Below are 16,521 nucleotides of genomic sequence, written 5' to 3'. Positions count from 1 at the left end.
GAAGAGGGTCAGATTTCAAGGCGCAGGTTGATAAAATGCGTAACCGACCCCACGCTTGTATGACAGACATTAGCCTTGGAGGCCTTATATGGGTGGTTTTTCGGAACAACACTGTGAAGCGTGTAACGGGGATGCCCCAAGGGTAACCGGTGCAGAAAAACAGGCATTGAGCGAAGAAGTTCCGAGCTGGGGCATTCTCAAAGTGGGCGGCAAAGAGCAGTTATGCAAAGAGTTTAAATTCAAAAACTTTGTCGAGGCGCTGGCGTTTACCAACAAAGTTGGCGAGCTGGCTGAAGCTGAAAACCATCACCCGGCCATCCTTGTGGAATACGGGAAAGTAACCGTAAGCTGGTGGACTCACGTAATCGGTGGGTTGCATAAAAACGATTTTATCATGGCAGCGAGAACAGACTCGGCTTACCGCTGAGCACGTTCTTGTTTGGGATTTGGCAGAGCCCTAATCCTCGTCGGCTTTTTCCTGCGCCTCAAGCTTTGCCTTACGCTTGCGGATGTTGTCTAGTTTGTCTTTTGGGATATGCATCTTGCTGGCTGACTTTCGCAATATCAAAAGACTGCCTATAACCAAGCCCAAGGAAGCTAGCAGAAAAACCCAACCTATCACTGGCATTTGTACGACTCCTTTGTTGGGATAATTTCACCTATAGTGAAGCACGCGGTTTTATATACACAACCCAATTGACTGAACATTCTGCATTACCTGCATGCAAATCTGACAGGAAGCAGACAAGGAGTATTCACATTATGAGCGATTCAACCTACACCCCGCCCAAAGTCTGGAAGTGGGAATCTGCAAGCGGTGGCGCTTTTTCAAACATCAACCGCCCCATTGCAGGTCCTACTCACGAGAAAGAATTGCCGGTAGGTAAACACCCTTTTCAGCTCTATTCGCTAGCTACGCCAAACGGCGTAAAAGTCACGATTATGCTGGAGGAATTGCTGGAACTGGGTATTAGTGAAGCTGAATACGACGCTTGGTTGATCCGCATAAACGAAGGTGAACAGTTTGGTAGCGGGTTTGTGGGCGTTAACCCTAACTCCAAGATTCCGGCGCTGTTTGACCACTCTCAGGAGCCCGCTGTTCGGGTGTTTGAATCCGGCTCTATTTTGCTATACCTGGCAGAAAAGTTTGACCGGTTTCTGCCTTCGGATATCGCAGGTCGCACCGAGACGCTCAACTGGCTGTTCTGGCAAATGGGCAGTGCGGCGTTTGTTGGCGGCGGTTTTGGACACTTTTTTGCCTATGCACCCGAGAAATACGAATACCCGATTAACCGCTACACCATGGAGGTTAAACGGCAACTGGATGTGCTAGATCGCCAGTTGGCAGATAACAGGTATATTGCTGGTGACCAGTACACCATTGCCGATATGGCGATCTGGCCCTGGTATGGCGCCTTGGTAACCAACACGGTTTACGATGCGGCGGAGTTTCTTGAAGCGCACACCTATACCAATGTGCTGCGCTGGGCCCTGGAGCTGAAAAAGCGGCCGGCTGTTCAGCGTGGGCGCATGGTGAATCGTGCTTGGGGTGAGCCCGAAAGCCAGCTTCATGAGCGCCACGACGCAAGCGATTTCCAGCATAAAACCCAAGACAAGATTGCTGAGCCTTCTGATGATGTCTGACATTGTCTATATTGTTGGTTTGACCGCACTTGCCGGTATCTGTATTCCCCTTGGCGGATTACTGGCAAGAGTTGAACGCATCGGCCCCAACTGGCTGGAACAGGAGTTTCGGCACTTCTTGATCGCTCTGGGCGGCGGCATTTTGTTGGGTGCCGTAACCATTGTGTTGATACCGGAAGGGCAATCGAGCATTGGCAATTCGTTCTGGGCCATACCCGCTATTATTGCCGGTGGGGTGCTGTTTTTCTGGATCGAGCGAATGCTTGGCGTTCATCACAAGGAATCGCCGCAGTTGATGGGCGTGATGCTGGATTTTGTGCCAGAGGCGGCCGCCCTAGGTGGGCTGATTGTAGTTAACCCGAGTCTCGCGCCTCTGATGGCTGTGCTGATTGCCATGCAAAACCTGCCTGAAGGGTTTAACGCCTATCGTGAGTTCCGTGAAAAACCCGGCTATACGCCGAAAAAGACTTTGAGTGTGATGGTGTTGCTTGCAACAGCAGGGCCGATTGCGGGTCTACTGGGGTATTTTTTCCTGTCCGGACAACCAGTGATTCTAGGAACCATCATGCTGGTGGCGTCTGGCGGCATTCTGTATCTGATCTTTCAAGATATTGCGCCCCAGTCCCGGCTGGACAAGCATTGGGGGCCTCCGCTTGGCGCGGTGATCGGGTTTTGCCTAGCGCTGTTTAGCAATATGTTGGTTACTCAGGCCTGAGGGCGTCTGGATTGTATTAACTAAGCGCTCTCAAGTCGTCCAAGGTCACCATCAGCGTCATTGGATCGAGGGGGGACGGGCTGAACCCCAATCGTTCATAAAACTCTTTGGCCGACTCTGATAGGGCATGAACCACCATACAAGTACAACGACCGGAATAGGGTCTGGCATATTCCGCCTGAAGCGCCCAGAGGTTTGGTTTGCGACGACGGCACCTGATGCCAAGGCGTAATAGGCTTTCACCTGAGTGCCTTCACACACCACAAAAGTTCGGGATGCACCGCTGGTTTGGTTTTTCAGAGCACGCCGTTTAAACCAGTTATCAAGGCTTGGCTCAGTGGACTCGAAACTCTCCGTGTCGTGCTCCAATACGATGGGCCTTGGCAGCACGATCGATCAAACTACGTTCCTCGGGCTTGATTCGAATGTTCAGGGTTTCACGCTTGGGCTGTTCGGTATTCGTTGAAATCATGGTGAGATTCCTCAGTTAGTAGCTTCAAGCGTAGCACCGCGTAACGCTATTGTCATTACGCAAAATTAGAGGCCAGTCTACGCCTGAGGAAACCTCAAGCAATTTTTCGAGCAGCTTCTTTATGGAGGATTTTTTCGATATCTTCCGCTGCGAGGTTTTCTTTCTTGAGCACGGCTTTGGCCAGAGCTTCAAGTTGATCCCTGTGATCCGTCAGAAACTCGATGGTGGCTTTTTCCAGAGCCAGGAGTTCTGACTGGATTTCAGCGTCAATCAGCTCTGCCATCTTCTCGCTGTACTCACGTTGCGAGCCCATCTCGCGGCCCAGGAATACGTGCTCCTCGCCAATACTCAGACCCATGGGGCCGATCTTTTCGTTCATGCCCCATTGGCCGATCATCCGGCGGATCAGTTTTGTGGCTTCCTTGAGATCATTCTGGGCGCCGGTGGTCACTTCTCTGTAGATAATCTTCTCTGCCGAGCGCCCGCCGAGCATGACCTTGATGCGATCTCTGAGATAGCTTTCGGAATAGTTGTATCGATCCTCCTTCGGCGTTTGCTCGGTGACACCTAAAGCCATGCCGTGGGGAATAATCGTGACCCGGGTGAGAGGATCGGCCTTTGGCATGTAATAGGCCATAATGGCGTGACCGCTCTCGTGGTAAGCCACGACTTCTCGCTCTTCCTGTGACAGCCGGGCATCACGCTTCTCACCCAGAACGATGCGATCGCGGGCAACCTCAAAGCATTGGGCCGTAACCTCTTTCAGGTTTTCCCTCGCGGCTGTCAGGGCTGCTTCGTTCACCAGGTTTTTCAGGTCCGCACCAGAAAAGCCAATGGTACGGGCTGCCAGTTGCTCCAAGGTTACATCGGCAGCCAGGGGCACTTTGCGAACATGCACCGCGAGGATAGCGACCCGCGCATCCTTGTGGGGAAGTTCCAGAGTGATCTTTCGATCAAAGCGGCCGGGGCGGAGCAGGGCGCTGTCCAGAACATCCGGGCGGTTGGTGGCAGCCAACACAAGAATGTTCTCATGGGATTCGAAGCCATCCATTTCCGTAAGAATCTGGTTCAGTGTCTGCTCCCGCTCATCATTCCCGCCACCGACGCCTGCGCCCCGGGAGCGACCGATTGCATCCAGCTCATCAATAAATATCAGTGCGGGTGCTTCCTTGCGGGCATTCGCAAACATGTCCCGAACCCTTGAGGCGCCCACACCCACAAACATTTCAATGAACTCTGAAGCGCTGACGCTGAAGAAGGCCACTTCAGCTTCTCCAGCAATGGCACGGGCAAGCAGAGTTTTACCTGTGCCGGGCGGGCCTACCAGAAGAACACCTTTGGGCATTGATGCACCCAGTGCCCGGTATTTATCCGGTGACTTAAGGAAATCGATAATCTCTGCGATTTCCCGCTTGGCCGATTCAATACCGGCCACGTCATCCAGTGTGGTAGTGGAGGTTTCTTTCACCGCCCGGCGGGCTTTTGAGCGGCCGTGGTCAAACATGCCACCACCCTGTGTCATGCGTTTCTGTGCGGATCCCCAGAACCAGTACATCAGGGCCAGCATCAATATCCAGGGCAGGAACCCACGGATCAGCTCCTGCCACCACAGCAGCCCTGAGGACTCGGCCCGGACAGTGACATCGTGTGCCTCCAGCAGAGTGAGCAGTTCGGGGTCGTCCATGGGTGGCCGGGTAGTGTTAAACCCGGGGCTTGAGCCCTGTGAGTTGTCAGCGGAACTGAGGGAGGCTCGACCCTGACCGCTGAACAGGCCGGTTATATTCTCTTCCTTGAGCGTTACTTCGGAGACCTGATTGTTAACGACGGCGGTCTTGAATTCGGAGTACGCCAGATCCTGAAGCTTTGGCGTGCTGCTGTCCTGTAGCCACATAAACGCCAGGAAGATGGCGGCGCTGAGCCAGAGAAATGAATACTGCTTGGGTATCTCCGGCTTTTGATTTGCCGGTGGTGTCTGCTTTCCAGAATTGTTGAGAGTGGTCATTTTGGTCTCTGGTCATCCTCCGTATCTACCGTTGTATCTGCTCATGGGTCAGTAGCTCATGGCCGAGAAAGTTCTGCGCCTCGGGTCTGCGCTACCGCACAAAGTGCCGTCTTCTCCTGTCATGTTACTCTGAATGGCCCCCATAGCCGAATGGGTCCCGTTTACAGGAGATCGGTTAAAACCAGTACGGGTGATCGGGATCACCGGAATACGCATGGATTTGTACGGACATTTACTGTACGCTTGAAAAGTGTCTATATGACACTATAAAAAATATAGGTCAACTAAGGGAGCTCTGTGGGAAACTCGCCGAATTCGATGAGAAATTCCGCAGTGAATAATACGATGCAACAGAAAATCGCAAGGCTGGATCTACGATTGGATCCAGACATCAAGAACCTTGCGGTGCGAGCTTCTGCTCTGGTGGGCTCGAAAAATTTGAGCGATTTTGTTGTGCAAGCAATTCGCGAAAAAGCCAGTCGAGCAATCGAGGAAGCAGAAGTTGTGCGGTTGAACAGCGAGGCTTTTGCTGCCTTCAAGGCGACCTGCGAGTCACCAGAGACGGTAAACGAAGCGTTGTCAGCAGCGATGCACCGCCGACATAAACGGAAACTGGATAGTGCTTTTTATAGAAGAGCTGAACAAGAAGCTTCACGATCGTAAAACATTTGATTGCGGGCTTGCTGACGTCAACGAGTTCTTGAAAAAACGGGCGAGTCAGCAAGCCCTGCAATCCGTCAATAGAACGTGGGTGGCGCTTGATGATGCAACAGTAGATCGCCAGCCAGCTCCAATTGTTGGGTTTTATACCCTGACCAGTTGTACGGTAGCCCATGCGGAAATCCCGGGGAACTATCCTCACTACCCATTACCCGCCTTTAAATTAGCTTGGCTAGGTGTTCATACCGATTACCAGGGTACTCCAATGCGCGTTGGTGAAGAACTGTTAGTAGAGGCACTACTTCAGTCCTGGGACCTGTATACCAATACCCAACTGGGTGTCGCGCTAGTCGTTGATCCATTAACCCAAAAAAGTGAAGATTTTTTCCGGAAATACGATTTTCAGGGAATTGGTCGATCGTTCCATGGCAACCAGACCCTTTATTTACCGATGAAAAAGATTCGGCAGATGATTGAGACTGATTTACTCCTTGGGGCTCAAGAGAAGTTTGGCTCCAAAGCGAAGGCTCAGCGGTGGTTTGATACCCCGGATGACCTTTTGGGAGGGTTAACCCCTCGTAAAATGGTCGATGAGGCGGGTGGTGTCGGAGCTCTGGAAGAACTGCTTTACCATAGCTGAATGAGATGAGGGATAAGCTTGTTTCAGGCCTTCCCTAAGTCCACGGTTCGGCAAACCTGGCTGGTTTGCCATAACCGCGACTTAAAACATTGTCCTTGAGCGGATTTCGCATTACTCGCTGTAAACCGAGAATTTCTAATCACGCATGCGTCGATTCAAGGGATGGGTTGCACAGACCAGGAACATAAATACCTCCGGTTTCTCTGCTTATCGTCGCTTCTGCTGTCAGCGGCTGTTGGGGGGGGCGCATGCTTGAGGTTTTTTTGGAGGGGGTATTATAAGACCCGTTAATAGGTCTTTGACCCCTTCGGTTAATGGTTTGCGGAATATCCCCGGAAGGCATGGCATCAGGCCACAGCCACCTCCTCGTCCTTCAGCGTCAGCTCCACGTGGAAGTGCGCCGGACCGGTCAGGTTGACCAAGGCGTCAAGGCCAAACTTGTTGATGCGGCCGTTCAGCAGGTCGTTCAGGCGGGGTTGGGTGATACCCAGGCGCTGCGCCGCCTCTTTCTGAGTGATGCCCCACTCCTTCACGCGCCTGGTGATCTGAATCATCAGTTCGGAGCGCAGGCGCATGTTCAGGGCTTCTTCAGGGGTGTCTTCAATCGCATCCCACACACTTTCGAATCGTTCGTTTGCCATGTCTGTCACCTGGTTAGGTTCCATGTAGTTCTGTTGGGTCTTTCGTTGGTGCCTGGATTCCTAGTCTGGAATCTCGCTGTAACGTTTCTTGCCGATCTCGATGTCTTGCTTGTCGGTCTTCTGGCTCTTCTTCTGGAAGCAATGAAGCACGTAGATCGCATTACCGCGGTTAGCGACGTAGAAGACCCGAAAAGCGCCATCGTCCTCGCGGATCTTGATCTCCACCACACCGCGCCCCACGGACGGCATCGGCCGGTAGTGGGTAGGGTCCTCACCAGTCTGGGTCCTGTCCAGCTGGTAGCCCGCTTCTCGGCGCGCCTCGCCAGGGAAGTCTCGCAGGCTGGCCAGCGCATCCCCGAGGAACTCCAGGGGCTTCTTTTCTCTCGACATCGGCAGCTCCTGAGATCGTCTACCCCGAATAATATATCAGCACTGATATAAAGCAAGGGCGCTGAAATATAATTGATGCAGCCGAATGTGAGTCTATGTCAGAAGTGTTCTTAGTAACCGTGTAGAACCAAGTAAACATAACCGCGATTATGCGCAGCGTAAGGCGGCGCTCCACAATTGCTCGGTCAACCAGAAAACGCGGGCCGTCATTTATAGCCAACGCTCAGATCATCAGAGCGGTTAGTCTGAGTGAACTGAGGCTATGGTAGATTCTACCCCGTTTCCACGGACGGTTTAAAATTTGTGCGGAATTAGTTGACCACTACAAAACACCCCCACAGGCGTGGGGAAGACTTAATCAGCTCATCCTTCTTGCCCATGCGCCGGGAAACACCCCCACGGGCGTGGGGAAGACAGCGGGAGACCCCGCCTCTTTTACCGCCGTAGAGAAACACCCCCACGGGCGTGGGGAAGACTAATAGACACCGAAGAAAAGGCGTACTACTTGGGAAACACCCCCACGGGCGTGGGGAAGACTTTCAAAGTGTGTTGGGCGCTGTGGGTGCTCAAGAAACACCCCCACGGGCGTGGGGAAGACCCGCTGACCCGGGCACACGTCGAGACGTTCCTGGAAACACCCCCACGGGCGTGGGGAAGACTCCTGCATGGTCGTCTTTTTGTAATAGCGGCGAGAAACACCCCCACGGGCGTGGGGAAGACTGTTTCCGCCTCTTCTATAGCGCCTTTGCAGGAGAAACACCCCCACGGGCGTGGGGAAGACTCGCTCAGGCTTAGGCCAAGCGCCTCAACCTCGGAAACACCCCCACGGGCGTGGGGAAGACACACCCCCATCAAGATCTATCTCTAAAAACTTGGAAACACCCCCACGGGCGTGGGGAAGACATCGCTCTTGCGGCTGAATCATCTCGATCTTTGGAAACACCCCCACGGGCGTGGGGAAGACAAAGTGCAAAGAGTGCGGGTCTGTTATCGGCTAGAAACACCCCCACGGGCGTGGGGAAGACCAGGGGAGGCGGCGATTAGATGGGCGTTGTGGAGAAACACCCCCACGGGCGTGGGGAAGACTGCCGGCGATGCCGCAAGAGTGGGAAGCATACGGAAACACCCCCACGGGCGTGGGGAAGACCGGAGGATCCTCGCATAGCTTACAAGTCAGTCAGAAACACCCCCACGGGCGTGGGGAAGACCATAGGGGATGGCAAGAAGGTCACGAATCATTGGAAACACCCCCACGGGCGTGGGGAAGACCAAGATTGTGCCCGCTTATGCGGCCAATCCATAGAAACACCCCCACGGGCGTGGGGAAGACAAACAAGGAGTCGTACAGATATACATGCCTGTAGAAACACCCCCACGGGCGTGGGGAAGACACCTGCTGAAAGGCTGGACGGCTAAGCCTGACAGAAACACCCCCACGGGCGTGGGGAAGACCTAACCTGCCAAAACGGGTGCGCCGTAGCCCTGGAAACACCCCCACGGGCGTGGGGAAGACAGTTGGCCGCCCTTCACTATCACGGCCCATATAGAAACACCCCCACGGGCGTGGGGAAGACTCCCATCATCACGCTGCACCAGTACGCCGATGGGAAACACCCCCACGGGCGTGGGGAAGACTTTCCATTAATTGTGGAGCACACAATGCCGTCGGAAACACCCCCACGGGCGTGGGGAAGACTGCGCAGCTGGACAGACGCCCACAAGATGTCAGGAAACACCCCCACGGGCGTGGGGAAGACTCCGCCGCCTGAGAATATGCAGATACGGTCGTGGAAACACCCCCACGGGCGTGGGGAAGACAATGTCGGCAAGGTATTCGTGCCAGTCTTTCTGGAAACACCCCCACGGGCGTGGGGAAGACGTCACGCTGTTGACTTCGTACGCGTCTTGACCGGAAACACCCCCACGGGCGTGGGGAAGACCGCTATACGCCCAACCTTCGGCGTCCCCTTTTAGAAACACCCCCACGGGCGTGGGGAAGACTAATGGCCTTCCTCCTGGCAAGCGTTGCACCTGGAAACACCCCCACGGGCGTGGGGAAGACGCGGCCAAACGTAGGAGCCAAAGGGCTCAGGTAGAAACACCCCCACGGGCGTGGGGAAGACATAGCACCCCCGAGGCGGCTAGCAGGGCTTATGGAAACACCCCCACGGGCGTGGGGAAGACCGAGCTGATCAGCGAGATAGAGAAGATCAGGGAGAAACACCCCCACGGGCGTGGGGAAGACAGATGACTGTCAGAGTGTGTGGGTTTCTCGGGAGAAACACCCCCACGGGCGTGGGGAAGACGTACCTTGCTTGCCGGGCGTACCCGGCTATGAGGAAACACCCCCACGGGCGTGGGGAAGACGTTTACGCCTAGACCATAGGAGCTTCTAACATAGAAACACCCCCACGGGCGTGGGGAAGACGGAATTCGCACACAAAAAAACAATCTATCCGAGGAAACACCCCCACGGGCGTGGGGAAGACAGATGAATCGCCAGCACGCACTAGGTCATAAGAGAAACACCCCCACGGGCGTGGGGAAGACGCGGGTACAAAACGGTACGGCGCAAAATCCCAGGAAACACCCCCACGGGCGTGGGGAAGACGCGGTATTGGCTGGCAGAAAAAAGGCGCTACCAGAAACACCCCCACGGGCGTGGGGAAGACAACAACAAATTGTGAAAGAACCAGCGCATAAGCACAACATATGCTGTTTAATGAGATTTAAGGGTTTCAATAACCAATTGTAATCCGCTGATGTTGATCATTGCTTTCTTGGTAGGACCTATAGTTCTAATTTCGTAACCGGGCGGCCCAGGCAATGAGCGGAATATCATGACGCCAGACTCAGGTGGGCAGTGCTTATAAAGGTAGTCGATCACCGTAACGGCCACGGAATCCTTGATGCCAGCCACGAATACATTGGGCTTGGGCTCTACAAACCACAGCTTCATCCGGCCGCGAACTGCAGGCGGCAAGTCATTTGCGACGACGACGAGCATGGCCTACCCCCAACATATCGGGAATGTCATCGGCCAGACGCGCCAGCAGATCTATATCGACAACCCGCTCTCGGAAAGCGTCAGAAACCGTAGCTTTATTGTAGCGGCCGGCCATATCGCGGGTCAGCGCAAAGGCTAAATCAATGCACAGCGCTTCTTTGTATAGGTCAGCCATGTCATAGACAAAAGGTAACCTGATTACTCACGTTAATCAGCCACGCTGCCGCCATTCTGGCCTATACTGATTATATACAGTACAGGAGGCAATCTCATGGCACGTAACCCAATCCAGTTCCAGCCCGGCCTGTCGTTGCCGGCTTTTCTCAAGCAATACGGCACAGAAGCACAGTGCCAGGAAGCCCTTTTCCAGCACCGCTGGCCCAAGGGATTTGTGTGCCCTGACTGCGGCAATGCTAACGGCTGCCGGCTATCGAGGGGGCATTACCAGTGCCATCGCTGTCACCATCAGACGTCACTGACCGCCGGCACTCTCTTTCATGCGACTCACCTGCCGTTGACCACCTGGTTCCTGGCCATTTATCTGCTGACCCAGCGTAAGAGCGGTCTCTCGGCATTGCAGCTGTCTCGGGATCTCGGTGTCACTTATAACACGGCCTGGAAGCTCAAACACAAGGTGCTGCAGGTCATGCACGATCGCAACCAGGGAGAGAGGCTCAGCGGCCGCATCGAGATTGATGACGCCTATCTGGGCGGCGAACGGTCGGGAAAACCAGGTCGTGGTGCCGAGCATAAATTCCCCTTTGTCGCTGCGGTACAAACCAATGGCGAGGGCCACCCGATGCGGGTTCAGCTTCGCCGTGTGAGTGGCTTTACCCTGGCCGAGGTGCGTCGCTATAGCCAACAGGCCATTGCGCCCGGAAGCCACGTTGTCAGCGATGGTCTCAACTGTTTCCGAGCCTTTGACACGGCCACCTGCGTCCACGAGCGCCACATCACCGGAGGCGGTCGTGCCAGCGTGGCGAATCCTGAGTTCAACTGGGTCAACACCGTGCTCGGCAACGTCAAGAACGCGATCACTGGAACTTACCACGCTATCCGGGGGCAGCACACCCCTCGCTACCTCGCTGAGTTCGAATACCGCTTCAATCGGCGCTACGATCTCAAAGCCATGCTTCCGCGGTTCCTGACAGTAGCAGCCCGGACACCGCCTATGCCCTATAGGCTGCTAAAGATGGCTGACTCTTATGCGTAATCAGGAAAGGTAATGGACTGCCCGAATGAATAAAACCGATATGCGGTGAATAACCCATGCTGTGTATGGCGGAGCACAATATCCCATACAAGGCGGCATTGGCTGCCGTCATGACCTGATTGGTAATATCACTAAACTCAAACTTGCCGGGTGTAAACTGCCTCCCTTTCCAGCCTACTTGGTATTCGCGAGCTTTTTCCTGATACAGCGAGCGAACCCGATAGCCTTCCATGCCCATCATTTCCTTGAGAGATTTCCCATCCAAATCCGCATCGGGAAAGCGACGGGCGAACAGGCGCCTTGCCACTTCTAAGGACTTGTCCGGATTGGCTGACAGTTCTACCTGCTGCTTAAGGTTTCGCGTATCGGCTGTAGGCAGAAAGCCAGCGGCGTAGAACAGCAAGCTGTCTTCACCCACCCAGCACACCGAGCAGTTCGCAGCCACCGCCGTTTTAATTGCATCATGGGTGACCGTAGTACCCGGCCCAAGTAACAACGTGTTCAAGGTTGCAATAGGAAGAGCTACGACATTAGCCTCAGAATCAATCCATTTGATGCTGCTATCGTCAACCTCCAGCCTGCCGCGTTCAAGATAGATAAAGGGGTACTTGTCTTTGACCTGTGGCAAGGACTCACGGGTGATCTTGACGAATAATCGCTGTCCATCTGCCATGAAACTACTCCATCGTCTGAACGGTAACCCGCCTGTCGCGATATTTTTTGTGCTCACCAAACTGCAATGGCACATCATTAAGGGTTAGCACTTCACCCTCATGCTCTCCCTGACTGACATGAAAGACGCTGGCTCGAATTTTATCAGCAGCAAGCTGCGCACCGGCCCTCAAAGCCTCTTCCGCCGTGGCAAAAACCCCTTGAGCAATGAACTCTGTAGGCACGCAGCTTTTACGCCCCAGGTACAAATCCCATACCGGACTTTTGAGGGCCTCCGCTGCCTGTTCGAGATACGCGGCTGGCGCCTGAATGGCGACGGCATAGGCCATGTCCTGAAGGTAATAGCGATAGGTCATTTTTGAACCACCACCTACAGCTGGTTTGCCATCACTGGTTTTAGGAATCATCAGGCTGGCCCAGGGGTTTTTACTATCGTAACCGCTACCTACCATATGAAAGTCACGCATCAAGGGTAACCGTGGCACTGGCTTCCCTAGCCGGTCTTTTAGAACATAGGCATCCAGTTGCATGTCCAGGTCAGCCCATGCTGCCAACCATGCCTGCTCTTCGCCTCCGGCGCCACGGGCGCTGCACAGCAAGCCCAAAACGCCAGATTTGGTTGGAAAGTCCAGGCTATCACGCCGACCAAATTTTGAATCATGCCCCCAGGATTGGAGCGGGGCTTCGAGCCACAACAGCAAATAAGAATCGCTCATACATCACCTCACTGCACATGGCTTTGTAGGGCTGCTACCAAATCGTCAATGCTGAAGCTTTCGTCTTCGCCCCAGTCATAGCTGGCTAGTTTTCCGAACAAGGAGCCGGACAACTTCTCTTTCTTATCCAGGTAACCTTGCAACGCATCTATGCTTGGTTGCAGATAGCCACCCTCTTTGCCCTTGATAGCTGTCTCGAAAGGCACTTGCAGACGCTGCCCTGTTCGTACTTGCACACGAGCAAATTCCCAAAGACTGGCGCCAGACTGCGTTGTTTGTCGCGCACTAGGCACTGCGACAAACAACGCCTTAGTGAACGCTTCAATGGCTTTCTTCAGGTCGTCTCCGTCCAGACTTTGAGCAAGCTGGCCCAGATCAAGACTGATGTAGCGATAATACGTAGCCGAATTGAATTCCAGGCTGCCCATATGCGCAGAGCCAGGTTCAGTTTGCAGATCATCCAGAGCGGTGAAAAATTCAACTTCATTGCTGACTTTGTGTGTAGAAATGGCATGTGCAAAAGACGCGGCTGCCTGAACATTCATGTCAGCAGCCTTGGCAACCATACGGCCAAACAAGGCGATATCGAGAGCATCAATGGCAGGATTGAGAGCTTTTTTGGCGACTTTAGCGAGGTCCTTATCCTTCAGCTTTGCATCGTCAAAGCCTTGCTCACGGGCATAGGCGGCGAAGGCATTGGCCTCGGTATCGCTGATAAAAAGCAGGGTATCGTCAATTAACTGATCAGCTATTTTCTTACCGCAGGCTTGCGCGCTGGCTTCATCTGCGCCCGCAGCCAGACAGGCTTTAACAAACAACTCTTCTGATTTTTTGGTGCGGGATGCCAGCTTGATGCCGAAATCTTGCATGGCCAACCGTACTTGCCGTTTCCAGCACTGTGAACTGACGCGAGCCCGACTCACTCCGCCAATAATGGCCGTTTTGGGCGCACCTACATCATCGCGATTAAGGCAGGTTACCGGGAAAGATTGCAGAATATGAAACTCGATACGAGTGTTGGTGTAAGTATTGTGCATATTGAATTTCCTTTTCAGGCGAAGGGATTATCGATTATTGGAACGATTTGCAGCAGACCACAGCCGAATGTGCGAGCCCGGCCTATGCCCTGTTTAAAGCTGCGTTGAAACTGTGCAGGATCGGTAACGCTGAACTCACCCTGAACATGCGCCTGACAGATAGTGACTAAATGATCGTGTTTGTCTTTGAAACGCAGAACATCCACGTTATCCACCTGCAGGTGCTGCCGCGATACCGTAAAGCCCCAGCTTTGTGGGCCTCGGGCGGCAAACCATTCCGCAATGGCCTCACGGCCTTTGACCGGCAGCAACTTGCGGCTAGCGCTGTCACGTCGTGTGGGATTAACGACGACCTTGAATCGATAGCGAGCATGGCTGAGAAAATCGTCAGGGATGGTCTTGCTTTGTACCTCGCCGAATTGACCATCAATGCATTCTGCCGGGCTGCGGTTTGCCAGCATCAGAATGCGCCGGCTCCGGAAATCACCTCCCTGATCAGCAAAGAGTATCCCGCTGCCCTCGCTGGCAGACTTTTGCCCAGCATCGCGAACATCGTCATACAGGCTGTAAACCACTCGGTGTAGGGAGTAAATGTCGGTAATGCGTAGCGCCTGGATCGCTTTACGATCCAGGTGCAGCACGCTGGCAATCATGCTCATGCGCCTGTCTCCCCAGCTTGCGATTGGGCTGGTTGACCATAAAACTCTTGCGCCCACTGAGCTTTGATCTGAGTGCGCGCATCATCAAAAGAAAAACGCCGAAGCTGCTTAAGCAGCCTGACAAAATCGAGCGGCTGATTGGCTTTGCTGTCGATCAACGAAAAGAGCGAGCGCAAAATACGACAGGCTTCCGGCGTGTCCTCGCAGGCCAGTAAGCGACGTAGGCGAGCCTTGGCCTGGTTGCTGTCGCGGCCGTCTTCATAGCAGGCAGCAATAGCGCGCCCAAGGGACAGACGGCCATTGTGTTCAGCCTTGGTCTTGGCTATCGCGGCGGCAAGGGTAACAAACGGCAGCCGTTCATAGTCTTTTTCCAGATCAACTCCCAAAGAGGCCAACAACTCCCAGCTCTGATATTCCGTTGCGGGGTTGTCCCCGCGTCGCAGCCGGGCTGCAAGGCCTTTATCTTCCTGGCAGCGTTTTATCACGCTGGTCACAAAGCGCTCTTCCCTTGTTGATTTTAGCTTTTCAGTTGCTGCGTCCATCCGCTCAGGCCTCCTGTTTTAGATATTTGCTGTTATTCGGTTGGCATTTGGCCCAGGCATCGAGTTGGCGGGCGGTTTCCTTCGGGCAAAACTGGTCGTAGGCTTGATGAACGTAGCCTGCAAATTGGCGGCGTAATTCGCGGCGCTGCTGGTTTGACCGCTCGTCCTGATCGCAGCTATCAACCAGTGTTTGAAAGTTGCGTTCGCTGAGCTGCCAGAATAATCGGCTTGCTTGCCCGGCAAGCTTGCTACCATCAACTTTTTGTTCCTTGCAAAATGCCATTACCCGCCCGTATAAGTTCCGGGCGAGCACGTCCATTTCGTCCATCTCTGTTTTGAGTTGAGCAAACCAAGACGCCCCCAAAAAATCGGAATGCAGCCATACCTGAGATTCAACAAAATCATCACTACCGGACACGTATTGCTCACCCGCATTGCTGCTTACCCGAAGGCCCCCAGACCACAGAGCGAAACTATCTATTGCATCCCGCGCACGATCGAGTCCGCCTTTAATCTGCCAACTCTGGAAGCCCTGGCTACCGTTTTGACCAAAAAAGCCGAGCAAGGCGGTGAGTTCACGCCAAGGCCGTTTTTCTGGGTCAACCCAAAGTGCCTTGGGTTCTTTGCCTGAATAATTAACTGCGACAGAGGGGTCAGCGCCACCCTCTTTGTATCCACTGTGCGCGAGCCCTTCAGAATAATGCACCCCGTCGGTTGTTAGCAGGCAAAATCGACAAATAGGCAAGAGTCGACCCATCAGGGACTGTTTCAAGCCCTTTGCCACGGAACAATCTTCTCCTGCTGGCATTTGCTCCCACGGCGCGACACCTATGCCTTGTGGATACATATTGGTTTGAGCAATAAGTCGGGTAGTCAGGAGATTCAGCCAAACCGTCTCTTGAAGACTGCTGCCTATCAGAAAACTATGCAGTAAGCCCATGTGGGCCACCGAAGGACCCGGTTTACTCGACGAGGGTTTGCCTTTGTCGTTACGTTTCCCCTGGTAACCTGGTGATAACACGACATGGTTATCAGCCTTCTTTCCTGCCAAAGCAAAACCCATCAAACTGACGATCAATAGTGTTTTATCCGCCTCATCTAGCGAACGCTGGACCTGGATCTGACTAAGCACGGTGGTATTGCCAGACGAAACCTCGGGAATAACGGCACCATAAGCCTGAACTCTAGCGGCAGCCACAGCCGGCATCTGCAAGAAAGGCCGATCCCCATAGAGATAAAAACGGTCGTGCCACTTATCCAGATATTCACAGCATTGTTGAGCCAACCCGTTACAACCTAAAGCCTTCCACTCGCCATCATCCTCCGGCGTTGCTGCCGCCTGAGCGATGGCCTGCAGCAGTTTTAGTAAGGCTATTTTCTGCACCGGGTTGCCACCGAGGCTGCGGTATTCAGACTGGTTAAACACTTGCCGCAAACTGACTCGGCCATAATCCGCGACAGGTATCCACGGTTCATCTATTAAGTTGTAACGGTTTTCCATGAGCGTAGGT

19 protein-coding genes and 1 CRISPR repeat array are annotated in these 16,521 nt (G+C 53.8%); of the genes, 6 read left to right on the top strand and 13 right to left on the bottom strand.

Annotated elements, in window-relative coordinates:
• Positions 1–88 precede the first annotated feature (88 nt).
• Positions 89–427 (top strand): 4a-hydroxytetrahydrobiopterin dehydratase, encoded by a 339-nt coding sequence (locus CPH80_RS07440; protein ID WP_096276557.1) that lies wholly within the window; start codon positions 89–91, stop codon positions 425–427.
• Positions 428–457: 30 nt separating this feature from the next.
• On the opposite strand, the gene CPH80_RS07435 is transcribed toward CPH80_RS07440, so the two are convergent.
• Complete coding sequence (locus tag CPH80_RS07435) at positions 458–628, bottom strand: DUF2897 family protein (RefSeq protein WP_096276555.1); 171 nt, start codon at positions 626–628, stop codon at positions 458–460.
• Between the two features lie 134 nt (positions 629–762).
• On the opposite strand from CPH80_RS07435, the gene yghU reads away from it, so the two are divergent.
• Both yghU and CPH80_RS07425 read left to right on the top strand, forming a co-directional pair.
• Complete coding sequence (gene yghU, locus CPH80_RS07430) at positions 763–1,644, top strand: glutathione-dependent disulfide-bond oxidoreductase (protein ID WP_096276553.1); 882 nt, start codon at positions 763–765, stop codon at positions 1,642–1,644.
• Positions 1,634–2,359, top strand: coding sequence for a ZIP family metal transporter (locus CPH80_RS07425; protein WP_096276551.1), 726 nt, complete (start codon positions 1,634–1,636; stop codon positions 2,357–2,359). The genes yghU and CPH80_RS07425 overlap by 11 nt, the downstream gene beginning before the upstream one ends.
• 334 nt (positions 2,360–2,693) lie before the next feature.
• On the opposite strand, the gene CPH80_RS07415 is transcribed toward CPH80_RS07425, so the two are convergent.
• Positions 2,694–2,831: a hypothetical protein gene (locus CPH80_RS07415; protein WP_197703623.1), complete on the bottom strand. Its 138-nt coding sequence runs from the start codon at positions 2,829–2,831 to the stop codon at positions 2,694–2,696.
• A gap of 94 nt (positions 2,832–2,925) precedes the next feature.
• Positions 2,926–4,833 (bottom strand): ATP-dependent zinc metalloprotease FtsH, encoded by a 1,908-nt coding sequence (gene ftsH, locus CPH80_RS07410; protein ID WP_096276549.1) that lies wholly within the window; start codon positions 4,831–4,833, stop codon positions 2,926–2,928.
• Between the two features lie 318 nt (positions 4,834–5,151).
• Between ftsH and CPH80_RS07405 the strand changes: the two genes are divergently transcribed.
• Together CPH80_RS07405 and CPH80_RS07400 are read left to right on the top strand one after the other, a co-directional pair.
• Positions 5,152–5,496 (top strand): DUF1778 domain-containing protein, encoded by a 345-nt coding sequence (locus CPH80_RS07405; RefSeq protein ID WP_096276547.1) that lies wholly within the window; start codon positions 5,152–5,154, stop codon positions 5,494–5,496.
• Positions 5,453–6,133 carry an MbcA/ParS/Xre antitoxin family protein gene (locus CPH80_RS07400; RefSeq protein ID WP_096276545.1) on the top strand — a complete coding sequence of 227 codons (681 nt, stop codon included), beginning with the start codon at positions 5,453–5,455 and terminating at the stop codon, positions 6,131–6,133. The genes CPH80_RS07405 and CPH80_RS07400 overlap by 44 nt, the downstream gene beginning before the upstream one ends.
• A 347-nt stretch (positions 6,134–6,480) precedes the next feature.
• Here CPH80_RS07400 and CPH80_RS07395 read toward each other — a convergent pair whose 3' ends face one another.
• The 4 genes from CPH80_RS07395 to CPH80_RS07380 form a co-directional block, all read right to left on the bottom strand.
• Entirely contained in the window at positions 6,481–6,798 is a 318-nt protein-coding gene (locus CPH80_RS07395; RefSeq protein WP_227520395.1) for a helix-turn-helix domain-containing protein, read from the bottom strand.
• A 36-nt stretch (positions 6,799–6,834) separates the two neighbouring features.
• The gene (locus CPH80_RS07390; RefSeq protein WP_096276541.1) at positions 6,835–7,164 is read right to left on the bottom strand and encodes a type II toxin-antitoxin system RelE/ParE family toxin; all 330 of its coding nucleotides are present in this window, start codon (positions 7,162–7,164) and stop codon (positions 6,835–6,837) included.
• Between the two features lie 326 nt (positions 7,165–7,490).
• Positions 7,491–9,836: direct repeats of the CRISPR family, unit length 28 nt; unit sequence GAAACACCCCCACGGGCGTGGGGAAGAC.
• Between the two features lie 47 nt (positions 9,837–9,883).
• Positions 9,884–10,171, bottom strand: coding sequence for a type I-E CRISPR-associated endoribonuclease Cas2e (gene cas2e / locus CPH80_RS07385; RefSeq protein WP_096276539.1), 288 nt, complete (start codon positions 10,169–10,171; stop codon positions 9,884–9,886).
• A complete protein-coding gene (locus CPH80_RS07380; RefSeq protein ID WP_197703622.1) occupies positions 10,149–10,346 on the bottom strand; it encodes a hypothetical protein in 198 nt (65 codons plus the stop codon). Before CPH80_RS07380 ends, cas2e begins: the two co-directional genes overlap by 23 nt.
• Positions 10,347–10,442: 96 nt before the next feature.
• On the opposite strand from CPH80_RS07380, the gene CPH80_RS07375 reads away from it, so the two are divergent.
• Positions 10,443–11,384, top strand: a complete 942-nt coding sequence (locus tag CPH80_RS07375) for an IS1595-like element ISMrsp2 family transposase (protein WP_096276537.1) — start codon at positions 10,443–10,445, stop codon at positions 11,382–11,384.
• Here CPH80_RS07375 and cas1e read toward each other — a convergent pair.
• Genes cas1e through casA form a run of 6 tightly spaced genes read right to left on the bottom strand, consistent with a single transcriptional unit; the run spans position 11,341 to position 16,511 of the window.
• Positions 11,341–12,057 carry a type I-E CRISPR-associated endonuclease Cas1e gene (cas1e, locus tag CPH80_RS07370; protein WP_096276535.1) on the bottom strand — a complete coding sequence of 239 codons (717 nt, stop codon included), beginning with the start codon at positions 12,055–12,057 and terminating at the stop codon, positions 11,341–11,343. The genes CPH80_RS07375 and cas1e overlap by 44 nt on opposite strands.
• 4 nt (positions 12,058–12,061) lie before the next feature.
• Positions 12,062–12,772: a type I-E CRISPR-associated protein Cas5/CasD gene (gene cas5e, locus CPH80_RS07365; RefSeq protein WP_096276533.1), complete on the bottom strand. Its 711-nt coding sequence runs from the start codon at positions 12,770–12,772 to the stop codon at positions 12,062–12,064.
• 8 nt (positions 12,773–12,780) lie between these two features.
• A complete protein-coding gene (gene cas7e / locus CPH80_RS07360; protein ID WP_096276531.1) occupies positions 12,781–13,809 on the bottom strand; it encodes a type I-E CRISPR-associated protein Cas7/Cse4/CasC in 1,029 nt (342 codons plus the stop codon).
• Positions 13,810–13,823: 14 nt separating this feature from the next.
• The gene (gene cas6e, locus CPH80_RS07355; protein ID WP_096276529.1) at positions 13,824–14,468 is read right to left on the bottom strand and encodes a type I-E CRISPR-associated protein Cas6/Cse3/CasE; all 645 of its coding nucleotides are present in this window, start codon (positions 14,466–14,468) and stop codon (positions 13,824–13,826) included.
• Complete coding sequence (gene casB, locus CPH80_RS07350) at positions 14,465–15,010, bottom strand: type I-E CRISPR-associated protein Cse2/CasB (protein ID WP_096276527.1); 546 nt, start codon at positions 15,008–15,010, stop codon at positions 14,465–14,467. Before casB ends, cas6e begins: the two co-directional genes overlap by 4 nt.
• A 4-nt stretch (positions 15,011–15,014) precedes the next feature.
• A complete protein-coding gene (gene casA, locus CPH80_RS07345; RefSeq protein ID WP_096276525.1) occupies positions 15,015–16,511 on the bottom strand; it encodes a type I-E CRISPR-associated protein Cse1/CasA in 1,497 nt (498 codons plus the stop codon).
• Positions 16,512–16,521: the final 10 nt, after the last annotated feature.

The sequence above is a fragment of the Marinobacter sp. LV10R510-11A genome (assembly GCF_900215155.1).
Lineage (GTDB): Bacteria > Pseudomonadota > Gammaproteobacteria > Pseudomonadales > Oleiphilaceae > Marinobacter.
This window is presented reverse-complemented; position numbering and strand designations above follow the sequence as displayed.